This is a genomic window from Sphaerotilus sp. (assembly GCF_041083715.1).
Classification (GTDB): Bacteria; Pseudomonadota; Gammaproteobacteria; order Burkholderiales; family Burkholderiaceae_C; genus Sphaerotilus.
Genome location: NZ_JBFPGY010000220.1, coordinates 1 through 2,635 on the forward strand (window position 1 = coordinate 1; position 2,635 = coordinate 2,635).

General features: G+C 69.7%; 4 protein-coding genes. All 4 read right to left on the minus strand.

Annotated elements, in window-relative coordinates; genetic code table 11:
* On the minus strand, window positions 1–1,089 hold a 1,089-nt coding region (locus AB3X43_RS09650; RefSeq protein WP_369429628.1), incomplete at its 3' end, for a phosphoglycerate kinase.
* Window positions 1,090–1,136: 47 nt separating this feature from the next.
* The gene (locus AB3X43_RS09655) at window positions 1,137–1,466 is read right to left on the minus strand and encodes an AzlD domain-containing protein (protein ID WP_369429629.1); all 330 of its coding nucleotides are present in this window, start codon (window positions 1,464–1,466) and stop codon (window positions 1,137–1,139) included.
* A complete protein-coding gene (locus AB3X43_RS09660) occupies window positions 1,463–2,245 on the minus strand; it encodes an AzlC family ABC transporter permease (RefSeq protein WP_473965106.1) in 783 nt (260 codons plus the stop codon). Before AB3X43_RS09660 ends, AB3X43_RS09655 begins: the two co-directional genes overlap by 4 nt.
* 45 nt (window positions 2,246–2,290) lie before the next feature.
* The gene (locus AB3X43_RS09665) at window positions 2,291–2,635 is read right to left on the minus strand and encodes a hypothetical protein (RefSeq protein WP_369429630.1); all 345 of its coding nucleotides are present in this window, start codon (window positions 2,633–2,635) and stop codon (window positions 2,291–2,293) included.

Consider the following 2,635-nt stretch of genomic DNA (forward strand, 5'->3'; position numbering starts at 1 on the left):
CTCGATCCCGTACTTGGCAATCGCCGCCAGCGTGTCACCGCCACCCGCGATCGAGAACGCTGCGCTCTCGGCCACCGCGCGGGCAACCGTTTCCGTGCCGTGCGAGAAGGCTTCGAACTCGAACACGCCGACCGGGCCGTTCCACACGATGGTGCCGGCGGCCTTGAGCTGCGCGGCGAGGATGGCGGCGGTCTGCGGGCCGATGTCGAGGATCAGATCGTCGTCGGCCACGTCGGTCGCAGCCTTGACGGTTGCTTCCGCAGTCGGCGAGAAAGTCTTGGCGCAGACCACGTCCACCGGGATCGGCACCGCCGCGCCACGCGCCTTCATCGCCTCGATCACGGCGACGGCTTCGCCCACCAGGTCCGGCTCGGCCAGTGACTTGCCGATCTTCAGCCCCGCTGCCAGCATGAAGGTGTTGGCGATGCCACCGCCGACGATCAGGCCGTCCACGTTGGCCGACAGCGCCTTCAGGATGGTCAGCTTGGTGCTCACCTTCGAGCCGGCGACGATCGCCACCAGCGGGCGCTTCGGGTTGGCCAGCGCCTTGCTGATCGCGTCGATCTCGGCCGCCAGCAGCGGGCCGGCGCAGGCGATCTTGGCGTACTGGGCGATGCCGTAGGTCGAGGCTTCGGCGCGGTGCGCGGTGCCGAAGGCGTCGTGCACGAACACGTCGCACAGCGCGGCCATCTTCTGCGCCAGCTCGGCATTGTTCTTCTTCTCGCCCTTGTTCAGGCGGCAGTTTTCCAGCATCACGAGCTGGCCCGGCGCCACGTCCACGCCGTCCACCCAGTTGGCGACGACGGGGATCTCCCGGCCCATCAGCTCGCCCATGCGTGCTGCGACCGGCGCCAGCGAGTCGGCGGGCTTGAACTCGCCTTCGGTCGGGCGGCCCAGGTGGCTGGTGACCATCACGGCGGCGCCGGCCTTCAGCGCCATCTCGATGCAGGGGATCGAGGCGCGGATGCGGGTGTCTTCGGTGATGTTCCCTGCGTCGTCTTGCGGGACGTTCAGGTCGGCGCGGATGAACACGCGCTGGCCGGCGATCTTGCCGGCGGCGATCAGGTCTTGAAGGCGAAGGACGTTCATGCCAATGGCTCCTTGATGTGAAAGAGAAAAGACGGAATGCGCGGGCGCTACCAGCCCAGCCCGATGCGCAGCGGCAGGAAGACGGCCATGCCGACCACGATGGTGCCGAGGATGCCGCGCTTCCAGAAGTAGTAGGCCAGTCCGACCGCAGCACCCAGCAGCCGCGCGTCCGCCAGCGTCGCGATCAGCACGCCGCGCGTCAGCAGCACCTCGGGCACGACGATCGCCACCAGCGCGGCCAGCGGCGCGTACTTCAGCGCCCGCTTGGCCCAGGCGGGAATCGGCACCTCCTCGCGCGGCAGCATCAGCAGGCTGCGCGTCAGCACGGTGACCAGCGCCAGGCCGACGATGGTGAGCGCGGCATCCCAGGTGTTCATGGCGCGGACCTCCGCGCCACCGACAGCCGCCCACCGCCACCGCCGGGCCGCTCCATCAGCAGCCCCGCGGCCACCGCGGCCGCCACCGCCACGACGATGTGCAGCTTGTACGGCAGCGCAAAGGCGGCCACCGCCGCCAGAGCCGCCACCACCGCGCAGATCCAGGTCGCCCGGTCCACCAGCAGCGAGCAGGTCAGCCCGATCAGCGCCAGCGTGCCGGCAAAGCCGAGGCCCCACTGCGGCGGGATCACGTCGGCGAGCACGATGCCGGCGATCGACGGGATCTGCCAGCCGATCCAGACCACCACGGCGCCGCTGACGAAGTATTCGAGCTGGCCGGAGCGGGGCTCCGGATCGGGCCAGGCCTTGACGAACAGGGCGTAGTTGATGTCGGCGGCCAGGTAGGTCAGCGCCACGCGCTGCCCGCGCGGCAGGTGCCCGAAGTACCAGCGCCACTGCGCGCTGTAGATGACGAAGCGCAGGTTGACGATGCAGGCGGTCAGCAGCACGACCCAGATCGGCGCGCCGGTGGCGATCAGCGGCAGCGCGGCGAGCTGCGAGGAGCCGGCGAACACCGTCAGCGACATCAGCAGCGCCAGCCAGGGATCGAGCCCGCTCTTGACCATCGCCACACCGGTGACCAGGCCCCAGGCGGCCATGCCGGGGACCATCGGCAGCATGTCACGCACGCCGCGCGCGGCCTCGGGATGCTGGCGCAGCGACCGCCAGCGCTGGCGCAGGGTCACAGGGAGGGCCGGGGGATCGCCTTGGGGGTGCATCCCCGCATTTTCACACTGGCAGCGGCCCGATTGGCCGCGGGATCGTCAGTGCGTCGGTTTGGCAGCGTGGCCGGCAGCGGCTGCGGCGGCTTTCTGCGGTTTCTTGCCATCGTCGAGGATCTCCTCGTCCGGCGGATCCTCCTTGGCGACCTTGGGCTTGGCGCCGGGTGAAGCCGGTCGCGGCTCGGTGGGTGCGACGCCTTCAAGCTTGTTCTCGCGCATGTACTCGTCCATCTCGCGCCAGCCAGCGTAGACCGCCGCCTTCTCTGCCTTCGGATTGAGGGTGTAGCAGTCCTCGATCGCACGCATGGCATGGCGGCAGGCGCTGCCGACCGCCTTGGCCTCGGCTTCGGTGTGGGCGTGGACAGCGCTGGCGGATTCGATGCCCAG